Raw genomic sequence first — 25,904 nt, forward strand, 5'->3', positions numbered from 1 at the left:
CGATTATCCGTGACCGATGAGCCAGAGTGCGGCGGTAACGCACAGCACAAACAGAGAGAGATCAAACAGCGTGGGATGCCAGATATCACCAGAGTAGATCCAGCCGCGCACCAGCGGGTGAACCAGCAACCAGACCAGAAAACCCAGTATCACCGCTTTGAAGATGGGCGGGAAAAACAGCGAAGCGCCAACCACCAGATCGGTTAGCGGTTTGGCACTGGAGAAGAGGTGGGTGAGCACGTTTGATATCCTTAATTAACCCGAGCGGCAGCCCGAAAGCGATGCCCTGTCGCTGCGCGGCGGTCCGGGATTTGTAATTTATCCTGTAAACTCGCAGAATAGTGTAAAATCTGGCTTGATAGCTAGCAAGCTAATTATAAGGAGATGAAATGGATACGCCCCTCGGAACGGATTTATCTCGACTGGTGCGCATCTGGCGCGCGTTGATTGATCAGCGATTAAAACCGCTTGAGCTGACTCAGACTCACTGGGTAACGCTGCACAATATTCATCAACTGCCGCCAGAGCAGTCACAGATTCAGTTAGCCAAAGCCATCGGCATCGAACAACCTTCACTGGTGCGGACGCTCGACCAGCTGGAGGATAAGGGATTAATTACCCGTTCGACCTGCGCCAACGATCGCCGCGCCAAGCGCATTAAGCTGACGCAGCAGGCGGAACCGATCATCGAACAGGTTGAGAGCGTGATTGATGAAACGCGCGATGACATTCTCTCCGGCATCAGCCGCGAAGAGATCAACCAGATGGTGACGCTGATTGCCCGGCTGGAAAAAAATATTCTCGAACTGCAGAACCGCGAGAAATAAAAAAACCGACGCTCAGGCGTCGGTTTTTTTTCACATCATTCGCCTTAGCGAGGTGAAACGGTCACCTGGCTGCCGTTCGATGCCATCACCACACGCTGACCAACCGAGTAGCGCGTTGCGGCCTGCTTCTGTACCACCATGATAGTGTTACCATCATCCTTACGGATCTCCAGCTCAACACCATCAGTCTTGTTCACCGCGCCCTGTACGCCCTGACCGGCTACGCCGCCCAGTACCGCACCGCCGGCTGTTGCCAGGCTACGTCCGCTGCCACCACCAATGGTGTTACCGAGGAAACCACCCAGCACGGCACCACCGATGGCACCAATCACGTTACTCTCATCTCCGCCCTGAATTTTCACCGGACGAACCGAGACCAGAGTACCGTAAGAGACGCTCTGAACCTGTTTGGCTTCACTGGCACTGTAGGTATCACCCGACAGCGTACTTGTGTTGCTACAACCTGCCAGCATCACACCGGTCAAAGCGACCACCACTACACGCTTAATCATTTGAAACTCCTTTAGTCGAGAAGGCGCCACGTTTATCGCGATATCCTGCACACAGTATAAGACACAAACCTGGCAAATTAATCCTTGTCCGAATAAAACACGGCTGGACAGAAGCATAGACTCTGTAAGGTTAACAATAATTCAATCGACGGAGAAAAATAGTGCCGTTGCGTTACCGGCTCGCCAGCTCTGAGAAATAAATAATTTAATCATAGAATTAGCCTGCGTATTTTGTCAGGCTAATCGCAATGATTCGCACCTCCAGCGGGGAGAAAACAATGGCTATAAAATCAGGACGTTATATTGGTGTGATGTCGGGCACCAGCCTGGACGGGGTGGATGTGGTACTGGCGGCGATTGATGAGAATCTGGTGGCGCAGCAGGCCAGCTACTGCCATCCGATGCCGCCCGATCTGCGCCAGGCCGTTCTGGCGGTTTGCCAGGGACAAAGCCTGACGTTGTCACAGCTCGGACAGCTCGATACCCGGCTGGGCCAGCTGTTTGCCGATGCGGTGCTGACCTTAATGCAGCGCGAATCGCTGGAGGCGAGCGATGTGGTCGCGATAGGCTGTCACGGGCAGACCGTCTGGCATGAACCGCAAAGTGCCGCCCCGAATACGTTACAGATTGGCGATAACAACCGGATCGTTGCGGCAACCGGCGTGACCGTTGTCGGGGATTTTCGCCGCCGCGATATGGCGCTCGGCGGGCAGGGCGCGCCGCTGGTGCCCGCTTTCCATCAGGCGCTGTTAATGGACGCCACGGAACGCCGCATGGTGCTGAACATTGGCGGCATCGCTAATCTCTCGCTGCTGTTTCCCGGCCAGCCGGTGCGCGGTTTTGATACCGGACCCGGCAACATGTTGCTGGATGCCTGGATCTGGCGCAATCAGGGCAAAGCCTACGATCAGGATGCACAATGGGCGCGCAGTGGCACTCTGATCCCGGCACTGCTGGAGGCGATGCTGCGCGAGCCGTGGTTTGCCCTGCCGCCGCCGAAGAGCACCGGACGGGAACATTTTAACCTCGGCTGGCTGGAGCAGCATCTGCGCCACTTCCCTGGGCTGGCGCCGCAGGATGTGCAGACCACGCTGGTGGAGCTGACCGCCATCACTATCTCCCGGCAGGTGCAGCTCAATGATGGCTGCGATCGTCTGCTGGTGTGTGGTGGCGGCAGCCGCAATCCGCTGCTGATGGCCCGTCTGGCCACCCATTTGCCGGGCACCGAAGTGACCACCACCGATGCCGCAGGGATCAGCGGTGACGATATGGAAGCGCTGGCATTTGCCTGGCTCGCTTTCCGCACGCTCTCAGGCTTACCGGGCAATCTGCCTGCGGTCACCGGCGCGCGGGAAAAGAGCGTGATTGGCGCGATCTACCCGGCCAATGTGCTCTACCGGCGCTGAGATTCACTCTGACGATTCGGGGGCGAAGCGCCCCCGTTTGATGAAGGGATACGCCGTCTGTCAGGCTGCGCCCGAGAGATGGGTCAGATTGCGCACGCCGGTGATCACCGTGGCAACCATGGTTTCACGGCGGGTAATGACTTCAACCTGGTAATACCGGCTGCGATAGGCGATGGAATAGATGATGGGGTGGTATTTATTGCCTTCTCCATAGCGAGAATAGTGCGCTTCGAGCGCACGCGTTGCGGCCAGGATATGGGCGGGCTCTTTATCACCGCGGATGATGTGCTTCATTCAGTTCCTCAAATGCTGTCCCTGGGAGTCACGTTGCACGCTGTGCGCGCTGCGTCGGCCTAAACACTGAACATCTGACTGCTAAACATCGGGGGTAATAACGGGTTGATAATGGCTGACTTTGCAGCCGGGAGATGACAGAGAGATGAAGATCATCACCCGGTGCTGCTTATTTATTAGCAGCACCGGGCCGATCCGGCAAGGCGGGGCGGGACAGATTCGTCTAAATCGCAGACTGTGCGATGACGTCAGAGGATCTGGGTTGCGTTCAGTTCTGGCCAGGCGACCGCCGCGATGCCGTTAAGCTGCGGCCTGGCGAACAGATATCCCTGAAACTGCGAGACGCCCGCGGCTTCCAGCCACATCCACTCTTCAGGCTGTTCAATGCCTTCGGCGATAACGGAAATTTCCAGTGAGGAGCAGCATTTCAGGATCGCATGAATGATCGCCTGCTTAGGACCACTCTTGTGAACGCCGCTGATAATATTGCGGTCGATCTTGATCTTATCCGGCTGGATGCGCGTCAGCAGCGACAGTCCGGCAAAACCAGCTCCGAAATCATCCAGCGCCAGGCTGATACCGGCCGCCTTCAGCTGCTTAATCGCGGCTTCAAACTCATCAAGGCGGGAGATCACTTCATTTTCAGTGAACTCCACCATGATCTGCTCAGGCACCAGACCCTGAGCGGCAATTTCATCCAGCAGGAACGGCACTGCATCAGGCACTTCCACCAGCGTCATCGGCAACAGATTAATCGAGAGCGTCAGCCCCTCAATGCCCAGCTGTTTAGCCTGGGCAAAGGCTCTCTTCTTCGACTGCAGATCGGTCAGGTAGATCTGATCGCGCGGCAGCTGTGCAAAATAGTCGAGCGGCAGTTCACCCTGTGGACCGCGCAGCAGCGCCTCCAGCGAGACAATTTCACAGGCAAGAGGATCGACAATCGGCTGAAAGGCAAAACTCACTTCATCAGCCGCAATCAGCGCCGCTTCACCGTCGCGTCGGGGTGATTCATCACGGATAAAGGTCCAGCTGCTGGCAGCCGGGATCTCGTAATAGTTCTCTTTTTCCCGTGCTTCGACAAAAGTCCGCAGAAACTGCAGCGCGCGATCGGCATAGGTGAGCTGGAATTTTGTGGTGCATCTGGCCAGCACTGCGTCCAGCACTGACTCTTTATCATGTTGCCGCAGGTCAAACAGCTCCATGCCCACGTTGCCGAAGCGGCGTGATGGCGCATAATCGCGCATCAGTTCCACCAGGTTATGATGACGCGGGTCCTGACAAATCCGGCTATAGATCGCCTTTACCGCCTGTTCCGGACCTTCCAGTACCTGGAAAAAATGCGTGCCGTTGAACAGCAAAATGCCGGAAATACCAGAGGATTCATTGATTTTATTAGCTTTTACCGCCAAATCGTTTAGCGATTTCACCGGTACGTGCCCGGCGATATGGCTGCGGTAAATGATTGTCGACAACATAAAGGCTTCCGGATTTTTTGTTTTTGTCCGCACACATTACCAGAAGGTTTATCAGCGGTGAACGAGGCCTGGCCGCCTTTATTGCTCCGGAACGCATTTAATTGTCAGCGGGCAGCAGAGCATCCCCGGCACCCAGCGCTCGCTGCAGGAAAACGGTATCGAGCCAGCGGCCATGTTTAAAGCCGACCGACCTCAGCGTTCCCACCAATTCAAAGCCCGCCGCGCAATGCAGGGCAACCGATGCGCGGTTCTCGCTGTCTCCGACATTAGCAATCAACTGACGGTAACCCGCCTGTTCAGCCCAGGCGATAGCGTGACGCAGCAAACGCGAGCCGACGCCGCGCTGAAGAAACTGTGGATCGATATAGATTGAGTCTTCCAGCGTATAACGATAGGCGTGACGGGGACGGTAGGGCGCCAGATAACAGAAGCCCCGCACCTCGCCGTCACTCACAGCGATGAACCACGGCAGGCCCGCCTGCTGAATCTTATTCAGCCGCTGCGCCATCTCCGCTTCATCCGGCGCAACGGTTTCAAATGAGCCGGTGCCGTTAAGGACATGCCAGGCATAAATCTGCTGGATCGCCCTGATATGACGTGAATCCGCGTCAAAAATTTCCATTATCTCTCTCCTGGCCCTGCACGGTGATGCTGACTAAAAAACCACAATAAAGCGCGCGCTTTTGCCGCGCAATATGCACAGACCGCACCATAACGATTTCCTCTGACCGCGTCAGTCGGGGAAGAATGCTGCGGTTATTTGATCTGTTCAGCCTGACTGATTATTGGCTATTCAGTCTTTTCTGAAAACCGCGCCAGCATAATGATCCGCGCTGCGCTTATGGATATTATCCTCCGCCTGATCTCTGTGTAATAAACAAGCAGAGCGGATGAAATTTGCCAGGAGACGCAGCGTGATGCGATTTGTTGATTTTCTGAATAGCAAGCAGGGGCTTCGTGAAGCCAGAAAATACTGTTTTGAATTAAATGGCGTGGTGCTGGGCCATTTCACTGCGCTGTTTCTGCATGATAATCAGGTTATTTTTACCAAAGATGGTAAGCAGTGTGCCGTGCCTTATTATCTGGGGCCGGAACAGGATCTGTTAAACCAGACGATTAATCCGAGAATTAATAATATCCGCGTTATCTGATTTATCAGCGCAGCAATGAAAACAGGCGGCTGTGGGTTTATTTGTTTTATTGCTTACGCACAACCGATTAAACACCGATTCGCCGCAAAAGCGTGAACGTCGTTCTGGCCGTGCTGCCCAGTCATGTCAGCGTTTTCTCTGTAACGTTATTTCAGCCGCAGCGTGCGGGGTTTTTTTGCCTTCAGAATCTGCGGCTTCTGGCGGCGTAAAAAAGAGCAACAGCAGCGCGCTGGCAGCAAACAGAACCAGAGTAGTGACCGCACCCAGCGCAGCATACCCCTGACCAAACAGCAGCGATCCCGCTACCTGGCCGACAGCCAGCATGAAAAACAACAAGCCGACGCCGGTTGCAGGTTCCTCTTCGGTGGCCTGCGCGCCCCAGACCAGCAGCACCCCTGACAGCGTGACGTAACCGGCACCGCAACAGGCCACCGCTATCAGTAAGCCGGCGGAATTACCGTGGCTGAAGGCGATGACCAGCAGTGGCAGCGCCATCGCTGACAGCGACAGCCGGTAAACGGCGTTCAGACCGATCCGGGCTGCGACCGGCCCGGTAGCCACGCCGATAATGCCCGCGCCGCCTGCCACCAGCCACAGCAGGCGGGTGGTGGCGGGTTCCAGGCCGACATGCTGGCGCAGCAGGGCTGAGCCGAAGCTCCACCAGGCGGCGCTCGCCAGGCCGGACACGAAGGCAATGGCGATCAGGCGGATCATTGAACGGCGAAACAGTTGCTGATGCCAGGGCTGGCGGGTCGCGTCAGCGGCGGCCGCCTCACCGGGCAGTGCGCGCATGATCGGCCATATAGACACCAGCGCCAGCAGGGCGAACAGCAGACAGGACGCCCGCCAGCCGCCCGGTAAGGCCGCCAGCACAGGTACCGTCAGCATGATCCCGCCACTGGTGCCGGCATTGATCAGGGTATTGATGCGCGGCTGCCGGGCAGGGCTGATCCGCTGACTGACGGCGGCAGCCAGCGCCGGAGACGCCAGGCCAGAACTGAGTCCGGCGATAAACAGCCCGATCGCCAGCAGCAGCGCGGAAGAGGCACAGGCAAGCAGCAGCAGCCCTGTCGCTGCGCAGAGCGACGCCAGCAGTGCGGCGCGGCGCGAACCCCACCGTCGCGCCAGCGAGGCCGCCGCCAGAATGGTCAGGCAGTAAGCCACAAAGCTGCAGGCAGAGAGCAAACCTGCCCGCTGCGGACTCAACGGAATATCGGCCGAAATCGCAGGCAGCATCAGCCCCCACGAAAATCTCGCCATGCCATAGGTCACCGCAATCAGGCTAAATCCGGTCAGCGCCAGTGCGCTCGCGGACCTCATTCCGCCGCGCCCTGCGGTTGCAGCAGCTGGATGGCCAGGGTGCCGGCCTGATTGGCGGCAGCATGACCGATAATCAGCGCCGAAGTAATCGCTCCTTCAAACAGCATCCAGATGGCGTCGCTCAGCAGCCGATTCTCTTTTCCCTGTACTGCGGTGACGCAGTCGCGAATGTAGTCACGCAGCGTGGTGCGAAAGGCCAGCGCCTGACCGGCGAGGGTGGCATCCCGCTCGGCATATTCGCCCCAGGCTTTGAGAAAGAAGCAGCCTTTCGCGCCATTCGCCTGCGTCCACTCGCCCAGCACCTGAAACAGCCGGGCAATCGCTTCTGGCTGCTGTGGCGCACAGAGGTCCGCCATAAAGCGTTGTTCCCGGGCGTGCATCACCGCAGCGGTCAGTGCCTCCCTGGAGGCAAAGTGATGGTAAAGCGTGCGCGTGGAGACGCCCGCCTCGCGGCAAATCTGGTCGGTACTGGTGGCGTGAAAACCGCTGGCATAGAACACCCGCTCGGCCGCCTGAATAATATCGTCTCTCTTTTTCATAGTTTAAAAGTAAACCGATCGTTTTACTTTTTCAAGGCGCGTTCACTTTTGTTGCGTGTGCCTTAACTGATAAACCTCACAGTCAGGCTCTGTTCCGGCTGCGCTTTTTTGAGGCCAGCAGAAAATGACCGGACGATTATGCTTCAGTTTATGAGCGCTCATCGTTGACCTGACGGTGTCCACTTTTTGCCACAGCCAGGTTAATCAAACCCGTGTCATCTTCGGATGCGGTCGCAGGGGTTGTTGAGTTAAAGTTTTGATTTTAATCATTTATTTTAGAATGATTTACCAGTGATATTGATTAGCAGGCTGAATGGGACTGGCGGCGGGGAGGCAAAGCCGGGGTTATGTCGCACTGAGCGACTAAAGCGACTCAGGTCTCTGAAAACGGCTAAATCTCAAAGTCAGTTTAACCGGTACAATAAAGTGGTTTTAAGCATAACTCTCAGTTAGTTTAATAAAGCTTCAGATAAAAACATAAGCCCTTACGAATTTTGTCGGTTTTTTTAAGATACATACAGCAACGATTAGGATGAATACCATGCTCAAAGCCAGTTATTATTATCTGTGCCCACGTCCCATGGGTGGATGGATTTTACACAAAGAAGGTTGCGTTAATCTGTTAAAAAGCGATAAGCGCGTGTTTATTGGTTCGCTTTATACCCGTCAACAGGCATTAACCGTTGCGAAAATTCATCACGCTAATGCCACTATGTGCAGTGTTTGCCTGAATAATTTTATCTGCCCCACCAGTAGTACGGTAATTAAGCCTGCGCGCGCCGCAACGCCAACCCGTCACACGCCTAAACATTAATTCCGCTGTCGCTACAGCGTGACGGCCTGGATCGGCAGATAATCAATAAGCCGTGAGTCGCGGCAATTAATAAACAGAAAAAAGGCAGCGTGAATACGCTGCCTTTTTGATTATATAGCGGAGACGATTAAGCCTGTTTAGGCTGGCCGTTAGAAGCGGTAATACCGCCGTCCACCGGCAGGTTTACGCCGGTAATATAACTGGCCTCATCGCTGGCAATAAAGACAATCGCACGGGCGATATCGTCCGCTTCTCCGGCACGCCGCAGCGGGATTCGATCGTAAAAGCGCTCCAGTAACGGCTGATTATCTTTCATATCTTCGGTTAAATCGGTAAAGGTAAAGCCCGGACAGATAGCGTTGACCCGCACGCCGTCCGCGCCGTAATCCATTGCCAGGGCGCGGGTAAAGTTGGTGATAGCACCCTTCGCGGCGTTATAGATGCTCATGCCCCAGTCGCCGCCTAAACCGGAAACCGAGGAGATATTCACCACGTTGCCTTTACTGCGCAGCAGGGCGGGCATGAAATAGTGTACGCCGTGGAAGACGCCATCCAGGTCGGTTTTCATCAGCGTTTTCCATGCGTCAAGTTCGACCTCATGAATCCGGCCCTGAACGATCACCCCGGCATTATTGACCAGCACGTCAACCCGGCCATATTTATCCAGTACTTTTTCTGACAGTTGTCTGACCTGGTCAGCGTCGGAAACGTCACAGGCAGCAACCAGATGATCGCCCGCAGCCAGTCCGGCATGGGTTTTTTCCAGCTTTTCCTGCGTCCGTCCCACCAGCACGACCGATGCGCCTTCTTCAGCAAAGCGTTTAGCTGCCGCTTCGCCAATACCGGAGCCGGCACCTGTCACAACCACAACCTTCTGCGTAAATCTGGACATTATGCCTCCTTGTCAGCATCAATATTCATCGTAAACAACCGGTTAAGCCTGGCAGTCACAGCCAGAAACTCAAGCGAAGCGCGAAATGCGCTGCGCTTGATTGCCTTGCCTTAACCCTACGGACGTCTGAACAGGGCGAAGCTGCGGCCTTCCAGCTCGAAATCCTTCTCTTTGGTGATCACCAGACCGCGCTTCGCGGTATCGCTGGTGGTCAGCTCCAGCACCCAGCCGCCTTCGCCAAACTGCGGAATCTGGAACGGCACATTGCCTTCAAACGGATTGAACAGCATCAGGACGTCGTGCCAGATGCCTTCTTCAGTTTGCAGGTCCGGCCGCCCGATGTAGACGCCCAGCGTTGAGCCTTCATCCCACTGTTCCGCCTGCTGGAAGCCGCCACCGGCGTTGAACCATTTGATATCCATGCCATCGCGCCAGTTTTCACGGCGCAGCAGTGGCTGATCGGCGCGCAACTTCAGGATCTGACGGGTAAATTCACGCAGCGCCTCGGCGGACTCCGGCAGGTTATCCCAGTGAACCCAGGAGATTTCGCTATCCTGGCAGTAGCCGTTGTTGTTACCCAGTTGGCTGCGGCCAAACTCATCGCCCGCCAGCAGCATCGGGGTCCCGTGTGAGAAAATCAGAGTAGCGAGGAAGTTACGCTTCTGACGTTCGCGCACTGCGTTAATGTTCTCATCGTCGGTCGGACCTTCCGCGCCGTAGTTGTACGAACGGTTATCGTTGTGCCCGTCGTTGTTGTCCTCGCCATTCTCATCGTTGTGCTTGTCGTTATACGACACCAGATCGTTGAGGGTGAAGCCATCGTGAGCGGTGATGAAGTTGACGCTGGCCCACGGACGGCGACCGCGCTGGTCGTAGAGATCGCCCGATCCCAGCAGACGCGCCGCGAAGTCGGTCGAGACGTTGTTGCCTTTCCAGTAATCGCGCACCGTATCGCGGTACTGGTCGTTCCACTCTGCCCAGCCCGGCGGGAAGCCACCGACCTGATAGCCGCCCGGACCGATATCCCAGGGTTCACCAATCAGTTTTTTCTGTGACAGAATCGGGTCCTGCATCACGGCATCAAAGAAGCCGCCGCGTGGATCGAATCCTTCGGGTTCGCGGCCGAGAATGGTGCCGAGATCGAAGCGGAAACCGTCGATATGCATCGATTCAGACCAGTAACGCAGCGAATCCATCACCATCTGCAGCACCCGTGGATGCGAGGTATTCACGGTGTTGCCGGTGCCGGTATCGTTGATGTAGTAACGATGCTGGTCGGGCAGGGTGCGGTAGTAAGAGAAGTTATCGATGCCTTTAAACGACAGCGTCGGGCCCAGCTCATTCCCTTCAGCGGTGTGGTTATAGACCACGTCGAGAATCACCTCGATACCGGCATCGTGGAATGCGCGCACCATGTCACGGAAGCCCTGAATACCGCGCGGACCGAAGTAACGGGTGGCGGGCGCGAAGAAGCCGAGCGTGTTGTAGCCCCAGAAGTTTTTCAGCCCTTTGTCCAGCAGATGCTGATCGTCCGGGAACCAGTGTACCGGCAGCAGTTCGACAGAGGTGATGCCCAGACTTTTGATGTAATCGACGGTGGATTTGTGGCTCATGCCATCGAAGGTGCCGCGCATTTCCGGAGGCAGCGCGGTGTTGAGCTGGGTGAAGCCTTTAACGTGAGTTTCATAAATCACCGTCTTCGGCCAGGGCACGTTGGGACGATGCTTATCCTGCCAGTCAAACTCATTCGGATCGATCACCCGGCATTTAGGGGTAAACGGCGCGCTGTCGCGGCTGTCAAAGGTCAGATCTTTGTCTTCGTGATAGAGGTCATAGGCAAAGTGCGCCTCGTTCCACTCAATGTCGCCAGCCAGTTCACGGGCGTAGGGATCGAGCAGTAACTTATTCGGGTTAAAACGGTGGCCGTTTTCCGGATCGTAGGGACCGTAAACGCGATAACCATACAGCGCGCCCGGTTGCAGCCCAGGCACATAGCCGTGCCATACCTCATGGGTAAATTCCGGCAGTTCCAGCCGGGCGATTTCGGTTTTGCCGCCTGGATCGTAAAGACAAAGCTCGACCCGCTCGGCATGGGCGCTGAACAGAGCGAAGTTGACGCCCTGACCATCAAAGTTTGCCCCAAGCTGATGGCTGTAGCCCGCCGTGATTTCAAAACGCTTACTGTTTGACATTTATGCCTCGTTATTCAATGACCAGATTGACGCGTTAAAAAAAACTTCCTGAAAACGGACCCTTACAGCGCCAGCAGCACGGCACACCAGCCCGACACAAGGTTATCCAGTTGCAGCCGGTCACCGGGCACAATCTCGTTGCCACTCAGCAGATCGCGGTAGCGATGCTGGCTAAGTGAGGACGGCAGGGCGATTTCAGTCGCGGCCCAGTGGTCTGCCGGCGGCTGATCCAGCGTTTCCGGCAGGTGATTCAACACCAGCCGCGGGACAATCACGATCACCGCCTGATGCTGGTGCTGACGGGCAAATGCCACTACCCGATCCTGATGCTCGCCGTGGGCGGTCAGCGGCAGATAGTCACCGTGGCGGAACAGCGACGGCTGCTGCTGACGCACTGCCAGCAAGCGGGCAATGGCCTGCTGATTGACCTGACCGCGCAGCCAGTGACCGTCATCCTGATCCTGCTGCGGCTGGTCCAGCATCGCCGCCAGCGCGGCAAAATCGGGTTCGCGCCGGTTATCCGGATCGACCAGGCTGAAATCCAGCGCCTCGCTGCCCTGATAAATATCCGGGACGCCGGGCGCGGTGAGTTTCACCACCGTCTGCGTCAGGCTGTTAACCAGTCCGGCCCGCACAAACGGCTGCAGGGCGGAGCAGAAATCGCGCAGGAAAGCGATATTGTCCGGTGCCAGCAGATGACGGGCATAATCGAGGACCGCCTGTTCATAGGCATCATTGTTGTCTGCCCAGTCGGTGCGTAATTTCGCTTCACGCAGCGCTTTTTCGACGTAAACCACGAAGCGCGCTTCCAGCGCCGCCAGTCCGGCAGCATCGTCGGGCTGCAGCGTCGGTGGCCAGACGCCGGCCAGCGCTTCATACAGCATCCATTCCACCGCCGGTTCCGGTGCCGCGCCATCTTTCAGGCGGACGACCTTCGCCTGATTCATCTCCCGCCAGCGGGCGACGCACTCTGCCCAGCGCTCCGGCGCTTCGGTCAGGGTATAGAGCCGGGCGCGGGCATCTTCGCCGCGCTTGGTGTCATGGGTTGAGGTGCCGGAGAGCGCGTCGGGCTGATGTTCGCGCCGCGCCTGCATTTCGGCATGAAACTGATCCAGCGAAAAGTGACGCGCCAGCGGTTCGGCACCCACTTCGTTTAACGCCAGCGCCATGTGCTGACGGAAAAAGAGGGTGTCCTCCACCGACTTCGCCATCAGCGGACCGGTCAGTTGCTGGAAGCGGGTGCGGAACTGGGCGGCGTCTTCGGTGGCGGCTGCCGTGACCTCGCCGCGCAGAATGCGCACCAGCAGGTCAAGCGCATCCACATCCGGCGCGCTGGCACTGGATTTGACCTGGCTGACCACCTGTTGCAGCAGCGCGTTATCGGCAGGCGTCAGGCCCTGCGGCGTGCCGTAAGTGCGGTAAACCGGAAATGCCACCAGCAGTTCGCGCAGCGCGTTCTTCAGTTCAGCTTCCGGTTGCGGCGTGCCGTCGTGGCGGGCGATGCCGAGAGCCAGCTGCAGCAGACGGTTAAATTCGCCTGCGAAGTTGCGATTAGCCATCAGTAACTTGGCCGCACGCAGCTCAGCTTTCATGTCGACCGTTTTGCCGATCACGGTCTGATAAGCCTTGCGCAGCGCACTGAGGCGATTACCATCCACCAGCACATTCGCCAGCGCCGCCATAAACTCGTAACCGGTGGTGCCGGAAACCGGCCACTCATCCGGCAACTGCTCGTTCTCGCCCAGGATTTTTTCTACCGTGAGGTAGCAATCGGGGCCAGCGGCCTGGCGTAACTGCTCAAGATAGCCGCGCGGATCGGCCAGACCATCGACGTGATCGACGCGCAACCCCTGCACCGCGCCGCTGTGGACCAGTTCCAGGATCAGCTGATGCGCCGCATCAAACACCGCTTTATCTTCTACCCGAACCCCGACCAGGCCGGTCACTTCGAAGAAGCGGCGATAGGAGAGGTCGTTGGGTGCGTCACGCCACGACATCAGACGCCACGGCTGCTGGTCATGCAGCGCGGCAATCTGTGCCGGGTCGCGCAGGCCGAGCACCGCTTCTTCGCGGCCCTGCCAGGTGTGCGGGGCCAGCGGATAATAGTTGTCGTAGTAGGCCAGCGCCGGTTTGCCGCTCTGCGGGTCGCGCTGCACGCTGATCTCGCCGTTGGCCAGCACCGCCTCGAAGGTGTCGCCAAGGAACGGCAGCGTCAGGCGGCGTGACCAGTCAATGTCAAAGTAGTGGGCATACTGACTCTGTTCGCCGTGCTCGATCACGTCGCGCCACCACGGGTTCTCCAGCGAGGCGGCCATATGGTTGGGGACGATATCGAGGATCAGCCCAAGACCGGCCGCTTTCAGCGCCGCCGCCATCCGATCAAAGCCGGCACGGCCACCGATCGAGGGTTCGATCTGGTTAACGTCGGTGACGTCATAGCCGTGGGTGGATTCGGCGGTGGCGCTGAAGATCGGCGAGGCGTAAAGATGACTGATGCCAAGCTGCTTCAGATAGGGGACCAGCGCCGCGGCACGATCAAGCGTCATGCCGTTGCGGAACTGGATACGATAGGTGGCGGTTGGGATATTCATTGTGCGGCTCCTTGATCCAGACGAACCACAATCGACTCTGGTGCCAGTTCGGGGCTCTCCTGCGGCCAGGCAAAGATGGTCTCACCCGGCAGATCGGCAATCGGCTGCGGCCGGTCGCTGAGGTTGAGCGCCAGTGACAGCGTGCCCTCAGGGAAGTCCCAGCGCACTGCGAAGAAACCGGGCGCGGTGTTGACCACCTGACCGCTGTTGCCGCCCGCGGTCTGCAGCAGCGGCACAATGTGCTGCTGGCGCAGTTGCAGCAGCCTGCGCGTCAGCGCCAGCCACTGCTGGCCTTCCGGCGTATCGGGCTTCTCCCAGTCCAGCTTTGAATCGGCAAAGGTCTGCGGATCGTTAGGGTCCGGCACGCTTTCACCTTCGTGACCAGCATGACCTTCAAACTCTCGGGCACGGCCTTCACGCACCGCTTTGGCCAGATCGCCATGGAAATCGGTGAAGAACAGGAACGGCTGCGTTTCGCCATACTCTTCGCCCATAAACAGCAGCGGTATGTGCGGCGACAGCAGTAACGTGGCCAGCAGCAACTGGGTACGTTCCACGCCGGCCAGGCTCACCAGCCTTTCGCCCTGTGCGCGGTTACCCACCTGGTCATGGTTCTGAATGAAGTCGACAAAGGCGACCGGTGGCTGGCTGCGGCTGTCAACGCCGCGCGGCTCGCCTGACTGCAGCGACACTTCGCCCTGATAAACGAAACCTTCCGCCAGCGCGCGGGCAACCCGCTGCTCCGGTCGATCGGCGAAGTCCTGGTAATAGGCATGCTTTTCGCCGGTCGCCAGTACGTGGACCGCATTGTGGAAGTCATCATTCCATTCGCCGGTAAACAGCGGTGCCTGACCGTTTTCATCGCGCGGATGCAGGAAGGTGACGTTGCGGCAATCTTCGGTGGTCAGGTGAATCGGCCGATCGGTAATCTCAGCCCGGATGCGTTCAGCAATCTCAATCAGCACATGTTTATCGGCCGGATCTTCGATCTGATCGATGGCGTCGAAGCGCAGGCCATCGAGGTTAAATTCTTTCAGCCAGTAGAGCGGGGCTTCGGTGATATAACGGCGCACCGCGTCAACGTCATAAGCGATGCCGGCGCCCCACGGCGTCTGGCGCTCTTTATGGAAAAAGTCTGGCGACAGCAGCGGCAGATAGTTGCCTTCCGGGCCAAAGTGGTTCAGCACGATATCCAGCACCACCGACAGGCCGTGACCGTGCGCCGCATCGACAAAGGCTTTGAAATCATCCGGCGTGCCGTAGGCGGCATGGGGTGCATACAGCAGCACGCCGTCGTAGCCCCAGCCGCGATTGCCGCCGAACTGCGAAACCGGTAATACTTCAATCATGGTGATGCCGTTTTCCGCCAGCCACGGCAGTTTTTCAATCGCCGCCTGGAAGGTGCCCTGCGGCGTAAAGGTGCCGATGTGCAGTTCATACACCACCGACTCCTGCCACGGACGGCCTTGCCAGTCGGTGTTCTGCCAGGCGTAAGCCTCAGGATCGATCACCAGCGACGGGCCGTTGACGTCATCTTTCTGACCGCGCGACGCGGGATCGGGCACCGAGGTACCGTCGGCCAGCACAAAATCGTATTCGGCACCGGGCGCGACGCCGCCCAGCTGAGTTTCGAACCAGCCATCAGGCTGGCGTGTCATCTCAATATCTTTGCCGGATAGCCGCAGGGTCACGCGTTGCTGGCCCGTTGCCCAGAGACGGAAACGGACCTCATCGCCGGACACCCGCTCGGCGCCCCAGCTTTTAAAAAATGATTTGGATTCCATTCAGTTGCCTCGTTTAACCTGGAAATGCGCAATGATCGCCATCGCGCGGAAATGATGCCGATGATGCGAGCTTCAAAAACATAAACATGTCAGCGAGACCAGGATGCCAAATGGGTTGGCGCGTCTCTTCAGCCAGGATCCTGGACTGGTATTCAGCGTGATGCGGCGGGAAGTCAGGAATGAGACCGCTTCCACGCGGCATACGAAGAATAATCATAGACTAAGATGTCGCGATCGCAGGGCAGCGGGTCTTACAGAGGCGGGAATTTGCGTTAATGGCGTGGATTCGCATCCTCCGGGCGGTTCATCGTGCGCCAAAGCCGCGCAGAAAATCCTGCCGGAGCCGGTCGATTCCGTATAAGCTGGCTAACCTGCCTTCGTCAGGCGTGCCGGACGACAGCAGTGCGAATTTATATTTTAAAAGGACCTTACGTGAGCAAAAAAGCCCTGTTTGTGGCGCTACTGATGCTGTTATCTGCCTGCTCTAATCGCGTCGGGCACAATCTGGATACCGCGCGGTTGCAGCATATCCAGCCCGGCCAGACCAGCAAAGCGCAGCTGATTTCTCTGTTTGGTCTGCCTGACAGCGAGACGCCCTATCCGGATGGACAGCGTTTGCTGAAATGGACCTACAGCGAAGCGCGCACCCTGAACACCACCGAAGGGCAGACGCTGACGGTACAGATGAAGAACGATAAGGTGCTGAACTTTGCCCTGAGCAAAAGCTGACGCAGCGGTTCATCGCCGGAGCGGGGGAAGGCGGCGCACGGGACGCCGCCGTGGATCAGGTTACTGCGGGCCGCCAGGCCGGATATCGGCACTTCCGGCAGTACTTCCGGCGGCACTCTCTGCACGCGGCTGGGCCAGCCGGGCGAAATCCGAACCCGCCGGATGCTGATAAATCTGCAGATCAAAATAGCGGGCCATCGCGTAAATATATTCAAAAATCGCCGCCTGGGTATTCTCATAATCAGCCCAGAAAATAGATGAGGTGAAGCAGTAGATCTCCACCGGCAACCCATCCGGTGACGGCTTCAGCGGACGCACCACGATATACATCTCTTTTTTAATATCATCGCGCTGGGCCAGCCAGGCGGTCAGGAATTTACGGAACACCATCAGGTTAGTGATGCCGTTCTCCATAAACCAGCGGTCGCCGACCGCGTTGATATCACGTCCATCCAGCAGCTCAGTGATCGATTCGCTGGCGATGCGGATCTGGCTCATCGCCTGCAGCTTCTCCTGATTTACAAAGGTGATCGACTTCTGATCCAGATAAAAGCTGCGCATGATACGGCGCGCGCCTGAAGAGAACATCGCCTGCCAGTTGGTGTAGGTCTCGGTGAGGAAATTCTTGGTCGGGATGCGCGAGATGGTGTTATCCCAGTTGCGGATGGTGATGGTATGCAGCGCAATATCGATCACCTCGCCACTGATATTTCTGTCCGGCATCTCAATCCAGTCGCCCAGTTGCAGCACATCGTTGGAAGAGAGCTGAATATTCGCCACCAGCGATAGCAGCGTATGCTGGAAGATCAGCATCAGCACCGCGGCGACCGCACCCAGCGAGGAGATAATAATCGCCGGTGACTTGTTGGACATAATCGCCAGAATCATAATCGCGGCGATAATATGCACCAGGATTTTGCCAATCTGGATATAGCCCTTGATCGAGTGGTTCTTACGCTTCGATTTGCGCGAGTAGGAGTTGTTAACAATCTCCAGCACTTCATTGAAGAAGATCGACAGATAGACAAAAAACAGGATGCCGCAGATGGTCTGAATCGCCACTTTCAGATTCTCAGGCAGACCTGGCATAAATTGCAGGAAATTGTAGACCACAATCACCGGCACAAAATTCGACAGCTTCTGAGAGAGCCGGACATCTTTATCCAGCGGAACGCCCTGTTTGTGGCTGCTGAAAAAGACCTTTCTGATCACTTTGACGATGAAAAATTTGCAGATCAGGTGAGTGACCATCCCGGCCATAATCAACAGCAGCAGGCTGAAGCTGACCGACAGCACCCTGTTTCCCTCTATAAAACTCATCAGACTCTGAATGTAATGCATGATAACCACGTGCGAAAAATGTAAGGGGCGAATTCAACCACAGTGCGGCGCGGGTTGTTGAGCGCCGAATGCGTTTAGTGCGGCCGGCGGCCAGTTTTACCGATCCTGACGCTGAACAGCGGCAGACGCCGCGAAAAGTGTGCGCTTCCGCCCGATTATCCCGCTTAGCCGCGCCTCGTTGCATCGCAGCACTCAGATAAAGCGCTTGCTAGCCGATAACTGCTTTATCTCCTCTGACATGAGCCTGCTGAAATGCTTAAAAATCTCAAAATAACCCACAGTATTCTCGCGGTACTTTTAATCTTTACCGCATTGCTGAGCCTGACCGGCTTTCTGCTGTATAACGCCGTCTCAAAAGCCGACCAGAACTTCGTGGCGGCAGAACAGCTGACGCTGCAACAGCAACACCTGAGCGATGCGGTAAAAACCCTGATTAAAACCCGCGTAACCATTAACCGGGTGGCGATTCGTTTTCTCAAAAACCAGCAGGACCCGGCGTCACTGGCCGCGATGGCGTCACTGCTGGATAAAGCAGGGCAGTCCGCCGCCGCCGCCGATGTTGAATATCGTGCGTGGCAGGCGTTGCCACGCAAAGCGGGACAGGATGAGGCTCAGGCCGCTGAGGTGCAGGCCGCCTATCAGCAAATGCACGACACCATGCTGGCGTCGGTCAACTTCCTGAAGCAGGGCAACTATCAGGCTTACGGCAATCTGGAAGCGCAGGCCGCGCAGGATCGGCTCGACAGTGCCTATGAAGCCTGGCGTGCGGTCAACATTCAGCTGATGAAAAATACCTCTGAACAGAACCAGCGCAGCCTGACCGACGCGCTCTGGACCCTGCTGATCCTTGGTCTGGTGACCGGAGTGATCATTTTCGCCGTCTGGGTTGGATTACAAAAACGGCTTATCGGCCCGCTTAGCCGACTGACCGGCTATATTCGCGCGATATCGGCTGGCGATCTGACCTCAGATATTCAGCAGGAAGGCCGCAATGAGATGGGGCTGTTAATTACTGAACTGCAGCAGATGCGCGATGCGCTGGTGGTCACCATCACCTCAGTTGATGACGCCACGCGCTCTATCTTTACCGGCGCGGCGGAAATTTCAGCCGGCAGCACCGATCTCTCGTCCCGAACTGAACAGCAGGCGGCGGCGCTGGAGCAAACGGCAGCCAGCATGGAGCAGCTGACCTCGACGGTGAAGCTCAACGCTGACAATGCACAGCAGGCCACGGCGGTATCGAAACAGGCCTCGACCACTGCTACCCAGGGCGGCGAGACGGTGGCTCGGGTCATCGCTAATATGGAGCAGATCAGTGAAAGCTCCGGGCAGATCGCTGGCATCATTGCGATTATCGACAGCATCGCCTTCCAGACCAATATTCTGGCGCTCAACGCCGCAGTTGAAGCGGCGCGTGCCGGTGAGCAGGGCCGCGGATTTGCGGTGGTGGCGGGCGAGGTGCGTTCACTGGCAGGCCGCAGCGCCAGTGCCGCTCAGGAAATCCGTGGCCTGATCGATCGCTCAGCCGAGCGGATCAGAGCCGGGGCTGGCCATGCCTCTGAAGCCGGTAAGGCGATGGAAAGTATCGTGACCTCGGTTAGCCGGGTCACCCAGCTGATCGAAGAGATTGCATCCTCGTCGGTCGAGCAGACGCGTGGCATTGAGCAGGTCTGCATCGCGGTGTCAGAGATGGATGGCGTGACGCAGCAGAACGCCGCGCTGGTGGAAGAGTCGGCCAGCGCCGCCGCCTCGCTGGAAGAGCAGGCCAGCTATCTGCGTAAAACCGTGTCGGTGTTCAAAACCGGCAGCCTGCAGACGGCGTTTGCCGCCGAGCCGGTCCGGCCGGTGCTGAGTCCACTGCGTCCTGCTGCGGTCAGCCCGCAGGCGGATAACCAGAACTGGCAAGCCTTCTGAGTGGATGGCCGTCAGCCAGATGCTGACGGCCAGCGATAGCCAGGTTACCGGGCCAACACGGTATTACCTGTTATGAAGAGAAGCATCATTCTACAGTGACAATGATTTTGCCGACCTGACCATTAGCCTCCATATAACGCTGTGCGTCCGCAATCTGTTCGAGCGGGAACGTTTTATCGATGACCGGCTTCAGTTTACCGACTCGTAAACCTTCAGCGACGAAGGATTTTGCACGTGCCAGTTTTTCGGAGTCCGTCGTGATTTCAAACAGCTCATATCCCCGCAGAGTGAGATGCTTACCGAGAATATCAAATACTGGCACAAGCATGTCACGGCTATCGAGCGCGCCATACTGGAAGAATATGCCCTGCGGCGCCATCACCTGAGTCAGTTTTGCCACGTCCGGGCCGCCAACGGGATCAAAAACAATGTGGGCACCCGCACCGTCTGTTGCACGAGTGATTTCAGCAACCATATCCTGCTCCGCTGTCGCAATGACGGCGGCAGCACCGGCTTTCAGCAGCATTTCGCTTTTTTCAGTGGTGCGCGTCAGTGCGATCGGTTTTGCACCCAGCATATTAGCTATCTGTATGGCCGCCAGGCCCACGCTACTTGATGCTGCGCGGATCACAACATTCTGACCAGCCTGAAGGTTGCCATATTCAACCAGCGCACCATAAGCGGTGACATACATCATCCAGCTTGCGGCGGCTTCCTCGAAGGAAAGGTTTTCAGGATGCTTCACGACCGCGTGCACCGGTGCATTGACCCGTTCGCCGTACATACCGTATTCGCTAAACATAAATGAAGGGATCACGCTGACGGCATCCCCGAGGGAGAAACCTTCGACATTGTCACCGACGGCCTCAACCACGCCAGCAGCCTCATAACCCAGGCGCGCCGGGAACACGGGATCAATTACATATTCGCCATTACGGTACATAATTTCCGCACGGTTAAGGCCAATAGCCTTAACGCGAATCTGCACTTCTCCGACAGCAGGCGCAGGCACCTCTTGATCAACAATTTCCAGCACTTCCGGACCGCCGGTGCGGTTAAAGGTAACAACTTTAGACATTTTCAGACCTCGTTAGTAAGCGGCACACCTTACGTGTAGTGCGAAAGGTGTGCCCGATTCATCTGCGAACAATCTACGTGGTTGTCACTGCGGTAAAAATAGCCGTTCCGGAACTTCAGAATTAATTATGCAGTAACAATCCGCACCCTCAGTTCATCTGTTGGGCAAAAACGTCGCTGAACCAGTCAATAAACACCCGCACCTGCGGTGAAAGATAACGCCTGTCTGGATAGATCACTGAGACTGGTTTTGAAACGGAAGGGTACTGCGTCAGGATCTCTGGCACTTTACCGGGCGCAGCATCCGATTCCGGTTAGGTTGAAGCATACAGAATGCGACGTGCAAAGGAACTCATCATGCGTGATGCTCGTCAGTTAAGCGACCGGTGATAACGCAGTCTGGTGCCGCTGCGCGAACGGTTCGTCGGCACGGCGTCAAAGCCGAGGGTACCGCGCAGCGGCGCGAGGACGGCCCGGCCAGCAGCAGAGGTGCGCAGGTCCGCACTCCGGCACGCGCGCCCAGTAAAAATTCGACACCGCGTCGCTTGACGACCGGATTGTGAGCAAAAAAAAACCGCCCCGAAGGGCAGTTTTTACTGAGGAGCTGACACGCATTAGCGCGTCGTGATCGTCAGGCCGGAACCGACAGCGCTTTCTGGCTGCGTGACCAGACGCGGTGTGCCTTCATCGCCTGGATAAAGTCCGTCATCAGGGCACCTTCTGCTTTATCAGCCTGAACAATGCCTTCTTCTTGCTCCGCTTCCTCCAGACCGAACTGCGCCTTGAAGCGACGGGCGTCGCCTGACAGACCAATAACTTTCAGATGCTTGTAGGCTTCCAGCAGGAAGTAACGCGCATCACCGCTTAACAGCAGGGCGTCGATGTTGCCATCCGGCACGATCACCGCGTCGAAAGTCAGCGATGGCAGACCGGCGAAGGTGGCATCAATCGGCAGCACCGACCCATCATCGGCGCGTACCTGACCCATGTGCGAGGCCAGCAGTTTGGTATGCACGCCCACCGCTTTCAGTTCCTGCATAATCGACAGCACATCTGCCGCCTTCACGCCATCGCTGATCAGTAACGCAACCTGACGGCCCTTGATCTCACCATCCGGCGTGGCGTAGAGGCTCAGGCTGTCATCTTTGGTCAGGCCGTTAACCGCTTTTGGTGGCTGGATATTCAGCTGATCGGCGGTCAGGGCGAGTCCGAGATTATCCGCCACGCCTTTTGCCAGGCCGAGATCGATGCGTGCCAGATGATCAACCACCCGCTCACGGATATAGGCCCGCGCCACTTTGCTCAGCTCGAACGAGTAAGCGCCGATAATATGCTGCTGCTCGAACGGGGTCTGACTCAGCCAGAACAGGCGCGGCTGCGCATAGTACTCACCGAATGACGGACTGCGCTCGCGCACTTTGTGGCCCTCGATGCGCTCCTGATAGCTTTCAAAACCGCCACCTTCAGCGGCTGGCGGGGTTTCACGCGGCCAGTTATCGTTAATGGAGTTCGGCTCGTAGTTGGCCGGGTTGGTGTCGATATCCTGACGGTGCATCCCCTGACGCTGGAAGTTATGGTACGGACAGGTTGGACGGTTGATCGGGATCTCGTGGAAGTTCGGTCCACCCAGACGGCTGATCTGGGTATCGGTATAGGAGAACAGGCGGCCCTGCAGCAGCGGATCGTTGGAGAAATCGAGGCCCGGCACGATATGGCCTGGATGGAACGCCACCTGTTCGGTCTCGGCGAAGAAGTTATCCGGGTTACGGTTAAGCACCATCTTACCGACGATCTCTACCGGCACCAGCTCTTCCGGGATCAGTTTGGTGGCGTCCAGAATATCGAAATCGAATTTAAACTCATCCTCTTCCGGGATCAGCTGCAGGCCCAGCTCATATTCCGGGAAATCGCCCGCTTCAATCGCTTCCCACAGATCGCGACGATGGAAATCGGGATCGCGACCGGTCAGTTTCTGCGACTCATCCCACAGCAGCGAGGCTTTGCCCGCCACCGGCTTCCAGTGGAAGCGGACAAAGGTCGCTTTGCCTGCGGCATTAATCAGGCGGAAGGTGTGAATACCAAAGCCTTCCATGGTGCGATAGCTGCGCGGAATGCCGCGGTCAGACATCGCCCAGATGACGTTGTGCATGGTTTCCGGCTGCAGCGAGACGTAATCCCAGAAGGTGTCATGGGCGCTCTGGCCCTGTGGGATTTCGTTGTGCGGCTCGGGTTTGACCGCATGCACGAAGTCAGGGAATTTATGCGCATCCTGAATAAAGAACACCGGGGTGTTGTTGCCGACCAGGTCAAAGACGCCTTCTTCGGTATAAAACTTGGTGGCGAAGCCGCGAATATCACGCACAGTATCGGCGGAACCGGCACCGCCCTGTACCGTGGAGAAACGCACAAAAACCGGCGTCACCTGATTCGGATCGCTGAGGAACTGCGCCTTAGTCAGATCTTTTAACGAGCGGTAAGGCTGGAAATAGCCGTGCGCCGCTGAGCCGCGCGCATGCACGATGCGCTCCGGAATACGTTCATGGTCAAAGTGCGTGATCTTCTCACGCATAATAAAGTCTTCCAGCAGCGTCGGCCCACGCGAACCGGCCCGCAGCGAATTCTGGTCGTTGGCGATGCGGGTGCCCTGGTTGGTGGTCAGCGGGCTGTTGGTGCCGTTTTTACGGCTGGCGTTGAGCTGGTCGAGTTTGGCATTGTGAGTCTGAGGGGCTTTCAGGCTGCCTGGCGCGGTGGGTTGTTTGCCTGGCGGGGTGGGTTCGGCGGGTGGCTGATGCGAACCATCCTGAGGTGCCAGCGAACCCAGACCCGGTTCTGATGATTCCGGACCGGTGGTGGGGGCGCGGTGGCTCAGTTCTTTCTTCTCTGTTTCTTTCGACATTAATCCATGCTCCAGCGGTTATTTTACTTTCGACGACACTAAATATAGAACAACCTGACCCATGCTGGGGTTAAGGCGACACTTTAACTGCAATCGACGTGCTGATTTTTGACCGACTAAAATAGAATATTCATCTGTAAAGCACGCTGGCGTTTCGCTTATTACTGACCAACATTCACTATCTGGAGGCGGTTATGCTGAGTTATCTGTTCATTGGTGCGAATGACGTGGCGCTCTCTGGTCACTTTTATCGGGCAGTATTGCTGCCGCTGGGTTATCTCGCTGAGCCTGATGGCGAACAGCTGATCTTTTCGCTGCCGGAGGTGCCCGATCGGCAAAACGGGCCGGGTGCCGTCTATATTGCAAAGCCGTGGAATGGCGAAGCCGCACAGCCGGGTAATGGCCATATGGCGGGCTTTCGGGCGCCGACACGACAAATGATTGACGAGCTTTATGCGGCGGGCCTGCGGGCAGGCGGCACTGATGAAGGCGCGCCGGGCATTCGCGAGCGCTATAACCCGAATTTTTACGTGGCTTATCTGCGCGATCCGGCAGGCAACAAGCTGGCGCTGTTCTGTAACGATGATCCAGCCTACGCGTCGGTTTAATTGCCGTCGGGACGTATTCGCGATTGAAGTTGGTAATGTTATATCATAACATTACAATTTGTTACTTCTATCGAGGATCGCGACGTTGGTAAATCATACAGTTAAGTGGGCGATGGCGCTGGGCGCGCTGTTCATCAGTCATCAGGTGGTGGCGCACGGCGGGCATTCGCACGGCAAACCGTTATCCGCCCTGGAGCAGAAAGCGGCGGAAGGGGTGTTCGCGGATGCGGATGTCAAAGATCGCCCGTTGTCTGACTGGGATGGCCTGTGGCAGTCGGTCTATCCGTTGCTGGAGAGCGGCGAACTGGACCCGGTATGGCAGAAGAAGGCGCAGCAGGATAGCAGCAAAACCGCCTCGCAGGTCAAAGCCTATTATCGCAAAGGCTACGCCACGCAGGTTGACACGATCGGCATTGAAAATGGCGTGATGGAATTTCACATCGGTGAGCAGGTCAGTGCCTGCCACTACCGTTATGCCGGCCACCAGATCCTGACCTATGCATCCGGAAAGAAAGGGGTGCGTTACCTGTTTGAATGCCCGGAGGCTGACAGCAAAGCGCCGAAATATGTGCAGTTCAGCGACCATACAATTGCACCGCGCAAGTCAGCGCATTTCCACATCTTTATGGGTAACCGTTCGCAGCAGGCGTTACTGGAGGAGATGGATAACTGGCCGACCTACTATCCGTATCAGATGACCAACGCGCAGGTTGTGGATGAGATGCTGCATCACTGATAGCTCGCTCAGGCTGTGGCAGACCCGCCCGTAACGGCGGGTTTTTTATGCGGGACAGGTCGCCACTCCCTGGCGTACAAAATCCTAAAGCGCTTCACTCAGATCTACTTCGAGGTGCGCCGACTGACTTTACCGCCTTTCCGGCCAGCTTCCCTGGCTCTTTCAGGATCGTTCTTGAAATTGCCTCCGCTGGCTTTGCCACCGGCACTTCCAGCTTCACTGGCACGGTCCGGGTCATTGGCAAAGTTGCCTGCACCACCCCGGTATTTCTGTTGTGTCATAGATAGGCCTCGTATCAGGTTCCGTAGATAAGAAGGACTAGCTAGTCACAGGATTAAGTTTAGTTTGCCGGCTGGATTATGCCAGCTAAAGGGCAGGATGGCCGCCGATCGCGCGCTGCTAATCTGTTGATTCTATAGCTGAATAAGCGAAGCCTCAGCCAACCCAGGCCGGCCGACGTGAGACAGGGATTCCCTTTACCACCTGCTGATACGACTCTTCTGTCAGCTGCTGGATCAGGCCCGCTGATAGCCCGTCGCCAGGGTAGACGGTGATCCAGTGGCGCTTATTCATATGGTAACCGGCGGTAATTGTGGCGTAGATCGCCCGGTGCAGTTCCGCCTGCTGCGGCTGGCATTTCAGGGTAATGATCGGCACACCCCGCAGCGTAGTCAGCAGTAAAAATACCTTTCCGCACACTTTATAAACCTGATGTTCCGGCCCAAACGGGTAACTGCACTCGGCGGCAGGCAGCCGCTCGGCGGTCTCAATAGCGATGCGCTGGATATCAGCACCCTGCATAGCGA

General features: G+C 57.0%; 24 protein-coding genes and 1 pseudogene. 8 read left to right on the top strand and 17 right to left on the bottom strand.

Annotated features, from left to right (window positions below):
* Positions 1-3 precede the first annotated feature (3 nt).
* Positions 4-240 (bottom strand): DUF1656 domain-containing protein, encoded by a 237-nt coding sequence (locus tag WFK59_RS04500; protein ID WP_336755107.1) that lies wholly within the window; start codon positions 238-240, stop codon positions 4-6.
* Positions 241-389: 149 nt separating this feature from the next.
* Between WFK59_RS04500 and slyA the strand changes: the two genes are divergently transcribed.
* Positions 390-827: a transcriptional regulator SlyA gene (slyA, locus tag WFK59_RS04505; RefSeq protein ID WP_233984451.1), complete on the top strand. Its 438-nt coding sequence runs from the start codon at positions 390-392 to the stop codon at positions 825-827.
* A gap of 44 nt (positions 828-871) precedes the next feature.
* On the opposite strand, the gene slyB is transcribed toward slyA, so the two are convergent.
* Complete coding sequence (slyB, locus tag WFK59_RS04510) at positions 872-1,339, bottom strand: outer membrane lipoprotein SlyB (RefSeq protein ID WP_094121943.1); 468 nt, start codon at positions 1,337-1,339, stop codon at positions 872-874.
* A gap of 284 nt (positions 1,340-1,623) precedes the next feature.
* On the opposite strand from slyB, the gene anmK reads away from it, so the two are divergent.
* Positions 1,624-2,745 carry an anhydro-N-acetylmuramic acid kinase gene (anmK, locus tag WFK59_RS04515; RefSeq protein ID WP_233988185.1) on the top strand — a complete coding sequence of 374 codons (1,122 nt, stop codon included), beginning with the start codon at positions 1,624-1,626 and terminating at the stop codon, positions 2,743-2,745.
* Between the two features lie 60 nt (positions 2,746-2,805).
* Here the strand turns inward: anmK and WFK59_RS04520 are convergent, their stop codons facing one another.
* From WFK59_RS04520 to WFK59_RS04530, 3 genes are all read right to left on the bottom strand, one after another.
* Positions 2,806-3,039, bottom strand: coding sequence for a DUF4060 family protein (locus WFK59_RS04520; protein WP_233984450.1), 234 nt, complete (start codon positions 3,037-3,039; stop codon positions 2,806-2,808).
* 248 nt (positions 3,040-3,287) lie between these two features.
* The gene (locus tag WFK59_RS04525; RefSeq protein ID WP_336755108.1) at positions 3,288-4,514 is read right to left on the bottom strand and encodes a diguanylate phosphodiesterase; all 1,227 of its coding nucleotides are present in this window, start codon (positions 4,512-4,514) and stop codon (positions 3,288-3,290) included.
* 97 nt (positions 4,515-4,611) lie between these two features.
* A complete protein-coding gene (locus WFK59_RS04530; protein ID WP_336755109.1) occupies positions 4,612-5,136 on the bottom strand; it encodes a GNAT family N-acetyltransferase in 525 nt (174 codons plus the stop codon).
* Positions 5,137-5,431: 295 nt separating this feature from the next.
* Between WFK59_RS04530 and WFK59_RS04535 the strand changes: the two genes are divergently transcribed.
* On the top strand, positions 5,432-5,665 hold the full coding sequence (locus tag WFK59_RS04535) for a hypothetical protein (protein ID WP_233984447.1): 234 nt from the start codon (positions 5,432-5,434) through the stop codon (positions 5,663-5,665).
* A 126-nt stretch (positions 5,666-5,791) separates the two neighbouring features.
* Here WFK59_RS04535 and WFK59_RS04540 read toward each other — a convergent pair whose 3' ends face one another.
* A complete protein-coding gene (locus tag WFK59_RS04540; protein WP_336755110.1) occupies positions 5,792-6,985 on the bottom strand; it encodes an MFS transporter in 1,194 nt (397 codons plus the stop codon).
* Complete coding sequence (locus tag WFK59_RS04545; RefSeq protein WP_233984445.1) at positions 6,982-7,524, bottom strand: TetR/AcrR family transcriptional regulator; 543 nt, start codon at positions 7,522-7,524, stop codon at positions 6,982-6,984. Before WFK59_RS04545 ends, WFK59_RS04540 begins: the two co-directional genes overlap by 4 nt.
* A 541-nt stretch (positions 7,525-8,065) precedes the next feature.
* Here WFK59_RS04545 and WFK59_RS04550 point away from each other — a divergent pair.
* Positions 8,066-8,338, top strand: coding sequence for a hypothetical protein (locus WFK59_RS04550; protein WP_094121385.1), 273 nt, complete (start codon positions 8,066-8,068; stop codon positions 8,336-8,338).
* A gap of 127 nt (positions 8,339-8,465) precedes the next feature.
* Here the strand turns inward: WFK59_RS04550 and WFK59_RS04555 are convergent, their stop codons facing one another.
* The 4 genes from WFK59_RS04555 to treZ all read right to left on the bottom strand — a co-directional run bounded on the left by WFK59_RS04555 (position 8,466) and on the right by treZ (position 15,797).
* On the bottom strand, positions 8,466-9,230 hold the full coding sequence (locus WFK59_RS04555; RefSeq protein ID WP_233984444.1) for an SDR family NAD(P)-dependent oxidoreductase: 765 nt from the start codon (positions 9,228-9,230) through the stop codon (positions 8,466-8,468).
* 116 nt (positions 9,231-9,346) lie between these two features.
* Positions 9,347-11,422: a glycogen debranching protein GlgX gene (gene glgX, locus WFK59_RS04560; RefSeq protein ID WP_336755111.1), complete on the bottom strand. Its 2,076-nt coding sequence runs from the start codon at positions 11,420-11,422 to the stop codon at positions 9,347-9,349.
* A gap of 62 nt (positions 11,423-11,484) precedes the next feature.
* Positions 11,485-14,013: a malto-oligosyltrehalose synthase gene (treY, locus tag WFK59_RS04565; RefSeq protein WP_336755112.1), complete on the bottom strand. Its 2,529-nt coding sequence runs from the start codon at positions 14,011-14,013 to the stop codon at positions 11,485-11,487.
* Positions 14,010-15,797, bottom strand: a complete 1,788-nt coding sequence (gene treZ, locus WFK59_RS04570) for a malto-oligosyltrehalose trehalohydrolase (protein WP_233984441.1) — start codon at positions 15,795-15,797, stop codon at positions 14,010-14,012. Before treZ ends, treY begins: the two co-directional genes overlap by 4 nt.
* 465 nt (positions 15,798-16,262) lie before the next feature.
* Here treZ and WFK59_RS04575 point away from each other — a divergent pair, with 465 nt between their 5' ends.
* A complete protein-coding gene (locus WFK59_RS04575; RefSeq protein WP_336755139.1) occupies positions 16,263-16,526 on the top strand; it encodes a hypothetical protein in 264 nt (87 codons plus the stop codon).
* Between the two features lie 60 nt (positions 16,527-16,586).
* Here WFK59_RS04575 and WFK59_RS04580 read toward each other — a convergent pair whose 3' ends face one another.
* Positions 16,587-17,867, bottom strand: coding sequence for a mechanosensitive ion channel family protein (locus tag WFK59_RS04580; protein ID WP_233984439.1), 1,281 nt, complete (start codon positions 17,865-17,867; stop codon positions 16,587-16,589).
* 252 nt (positions 17,868-18,119) lie between these two features.
* Here WFK59_RS04580 and WFK59_RS04585 point away from each other — a divergent pair, with 252 nt between their 5' ends.
* The gene (locus tag WFK59_RS04585; RefSeq protein ID WP_233984438.1) at positions 18,120-19,781 is read left to right on the top strand and encodes a methyl-accepting chemotaxis protein; all 1,662 of its coding nucleotides are present in this window, start codon (positions 18,120-18,122) and stop codon (positions 19,779-19,781) included.
* A gap of 85 nt (positions 19,782-19,866) precedes the next feature.
* Here the strand turns inward: WFK59_RS04585 and WFK59_RS04590 are convergent, their stop codons facing one another.
* The 3 genes and pseudogenes from WFK59_RS04590 to katE all read right to left on the bottom strand — a co-directional run bounded on the left by WFK59_RS04590 (position 19,867) and on the right by katE (position 23,754).
* Complete coding sequence (locus WFK59_RS04590) at positions 19,867-20,859, bottom strand: zinc-dependent alcohol dehydrogenase family protein (protein ID WP_336755113.1); 993 nt, start codon at positions 20,857-20,859, stop codon at positions 19,867-19,869.
* Positions 20,860-21,007: 148 nt separating this feature from the next.
* Positions 21,008-21,157: pseudogene (locus WFK59_RS04595) on the bottom strand (LysR family transcriptional regulator); the annotation flags it as partial.
* A 332-nt stretch (positions 21,158-21,489) separates the two neighbouring features.
* Positions 21,490-23,754 (bottom strand): catalase HPII, encoded by a 2,265-nt coding sequence (gene katE / locus WFK59_RS04600; protein ID WP_233984434.1) that lies wholly within the window; start codon positions 23,752-23,754, stop codon positions 21,490-21,492.
* Between the two features lie 194 nt (positions 23,755-23,948).
* Here katE and WFK59_RS04605 point away from each other — a divergent pair, with 194 nt between their 5' ends.
* On the top strand, positions 23,949-24,362 hold the full coding sequence (locus tag WFK59_RS04605; RefSeq protein WP_233984433.1) for a VOC family protein: 414 nt from the start codon (positions 23,949-23,951) through the stop codon (positions 24,360-24,362).
* A gap of 85 nt (positions 24,363-24,447) precedes the next feature.
* Positions 24,448-25,098: a metal-binding protein ZinT gene (gene zinT, locus WFK59_RS04610; RefSeq protein WP_262287698.1), complete on the top strand. Its 651-nt coding sequence runs from the start codon at positions 24,448-24,450 to the stop codon at positions 25,096-25,098.
* A gap of 104 nt (positions 25,099-25,202) precedes the next feature.
* Here the strand turns inward: zinT and WFK59_RS04615 are convergent, their stop codons facing one another.
* Both WFK59_RS04615 and WFK59_RS04620 read right to left on the bottom strand, forming a co-directional pair.
* Positions 25,203-25,379 (bottom strand): general stress protein, encoded by a 177-nt coding sequence (locus WFK59_RS04615; protein ID WP_031377378.1) that lies wholly within the window; start codon positions 25,377-25,379, stop codon positions 25,203-25,205.
* A gap of 154 nt (positions 25,380-25,533) precedes the next feature.
* On the bottom strand, positions 25,534-25,899 hold the full coding sequence (locus tag WFK59_RS04620) for an MmcQ/YjbR family DNA-binding protein (protein WP_233984432.1): 366 nt from the start codon (positions 25,897-25,899) through the stop codon (positions 25,534-25,536).
* Between the last annotated feature and the right edge of the window lie 5 nt (positions 25,900-25,904).

Origin of the sequence: Pantoea sp. USHLN298 (genome assembly GCF_037149395.1) — a bacterium.
Lineage (GTDB): Bacteria > Pseudomonadota > Gammaproteobacteria > Enterobacterales > Enterobacteriaceae > Pantoea > Pantoea astica.

Coding starts and splice junctions, on each gene's coding strand:
- slyA (WP_233984451.1), top strand. CDS start 390: ATGGATACGCCCCTCGGAACGGATTTATCTCGACTGGTGCGCATCTGG.
- slyB (WP_094121943.1), bottom strand. CDS start 1,339: ATGATTAAGCGTGTAGTGGTGGTCGCTTTGACCGGTGTGATGCTGGCA.
- WFK59_RS04520 (WP_233984450.1), bottom strand. CDS start 3,039: ATGAAGCACATCATCCGCGGTGATAAAGAGCCCGCCCATATCCTGGCC.
- WFK59_RS04525 (WP_336755108.1), bottom strand. CDS start 4,514: ATGTTGTCGACAATCATTTACCGCAGCCATATCGCCGGGCACGTACCG.
- WFK59_RS04530 (WP_336755109.1), bottom strand. CDS start 5,136: ATGGAAATTTTTGACGCGGATTCACGTCATATCAGGGCGATCCAGCAG.
- WFK59_RS04535 (WP_233984447.1), top strand. CDS start 5,432: ATGCGATTTGTTGATTTTCTGAATAGCAAGCAGGGGCTTCGTGAAGCC.
- WFK59_RS04540 (WP_336755110.1), bottom strand. CDS start 6,985: ATGAGGTCCGCGAGCGCACTGGCGCTGACCGGATTTAGCCTGATTGCG.
- WFK59_RS04545 (WP_233984445.1), bottom strand. CDS start 7,524: ATGAAAAAGAGAGACGATATTATTCAGGCGGCCGAGCGGGTGTTCTAT.
- WFK59_RS04550 (WP_094121385.1), top strand. CDS start 8,066: ATGCTCAAAGCCAGTTATTATTATCTGTGCCCACGTCCCATGGGTGGA.
- WFK59_RS04555 (WP_233984444.1), bottom strand. CDS start 9,230: ATGTCCAGATTTACGCAGAAGGTTGTGGTTGTGACAGGTGCCGGCTCC.
- glgX (WP_336755111.1), bottom strand. CDS start 11,422: ATGTCAAACAGTAAGCGTTTTGAAATCACGGCGGGCTACAGCCATCAG.
- treY (WP_336755112.1), bottom strand. CDS start 14,013: ATGAATATCCCAACCGCCACCTATCGTATCCAGTTCCGCAACGGCATG.
- treZ (WP_233984441.1), bottom strand. CDS start 15,797: ATGGAATCCAAATCATTTTTTAAAAGCTGGGGCGCCGAGCGGGTGTCC.
- WFK59_RS04575 (WP_336755139.1), top strand. CDS start 16,263: ATGCTGTTATCTGCCTGCTCTAATCGCGTCGGGCACAATCTGGATACC.
- WFK59_RS04580 (WP_233984439.1), bottom strand. CDS start 17,867: ATGCATTACATTCAGAGTCTGATGAGTTTTATAGAGGGAAACAGGGTG.
- WFK59_RS04585 (WP_233984438.1), top strand. CDS start 18,120: ATGCTTAAAAATCTCAAAATAACCCACAGTATTCTCGCGGTACTTTTA.
- WFK59_RS04590 (WP_336755113.1), bottom strand. CDS start 20,859: ATGTCTAAAGTTGTTACCTTTAACCGCACCGGCGGTCCGGAAGTGCTG.
- katE (WP_233984434.1), bottom strand. CDS start 23,754: ATGTCGAAAGAAACAGAGAAGAAAGAACTGAGCCACCGCGCCCCCACC.
- WFK59_RS04605 (WP_233984433.1), top strand. CDS start 23,949: ATGCTGAGTTATCTGTTCATTGGTGCGAATGACGTGGCGCTCTCTGGT.
- WFK59_RS04615 (WP_031377378.1), bottom strand. CDS start 25,379: ATGACACAACAGAAATACCGGGGTGGTGCAGGCAACTTTGCCAATGAC.
- WFK59_RS04620 (WP_233984432.1), bottom strand. CDS start 25,899: ATGCAGGGTGCTGATATCCAGCGCATCGCTATTGAGACCGCCGAGCGG.